We start from the raw sequence: 662 nt of genomic DNA on the forward strand, positions 1-662 counted from the left end.
CAGGCCACGCACATGCTGGCCCCGATGCCGCTGGCCCTGCACCACGGCTTCGCCTCGGGCCGCAAGGCCACGCGGATGCCGCTCATCACTAACGTCAACGGACAGGCCATCACGCTGGCGAACCGCCACCGCGACACCGTGCGTGGCCCGGAGGACATGCGTGGTTTCGTGCTGGGCATCCCCTTCGACTTCTCTATGCACAACCTTTTGTTACGCCACTACCTGTCCACCGGGGGGCTCGACCCGGACCTCGACGTGGACCTCCGGATCCTGCGGCCGGCCGATATGGTCGCTAACCTGCTCACCGGCAACATTGACGGTTTCCTCGGACCGGATCCGTTCAACCAGCTCGCCGTGGCGAGGGGCGCCGGATATCTGTTCACTCTGACCCGCGACCTGTGGGACGGTCACCCATGCTGTTGCCTCGGCGTGTCCGACGAGTGGGCATTCGAGAACCCGGTGACCTACCGAGCGCTCACCAGGGCCGTCGCCGACGCCGCGGTGTGGTCGGACGACCCCGCTCACCGGCCTCAGGCCGCGGCCTCGATGGCCACCGAGCAGTTCCTCAACCAACAACCCGAGTTGCTCACCGCGATCCTCACGGGCACGTACCCCGACGGCGCCGGGCGCACGATGCAGGAGCCCGACCGGATCGGCTTCCG

Annotated in this window: 1 protein-coding gene; it reads left to right on the plus strand. The window is 67.7% G+C overall.

The genetic code is table 11. The features are described 5' to 3' along the window. Nucleotides 1-662: CmpA/NrtA family ABC transporter substrate-binding protein (locus tag IY392_RS18390; RefSeq protein WP_194862009.1), on the plus strand; the 662-nt coding region annotated here is incomplete at both ends.

Origin of the sequence: Dietzia sp. SYD-A1, assembly GCF_015356725.1 — a bacterium.
Classification (GTDB): domain Bacteria; phylum Actinomycetota; class Actinomycetes; order Mycobacteriales; family Mycobacteriaceae; genus Dietzia.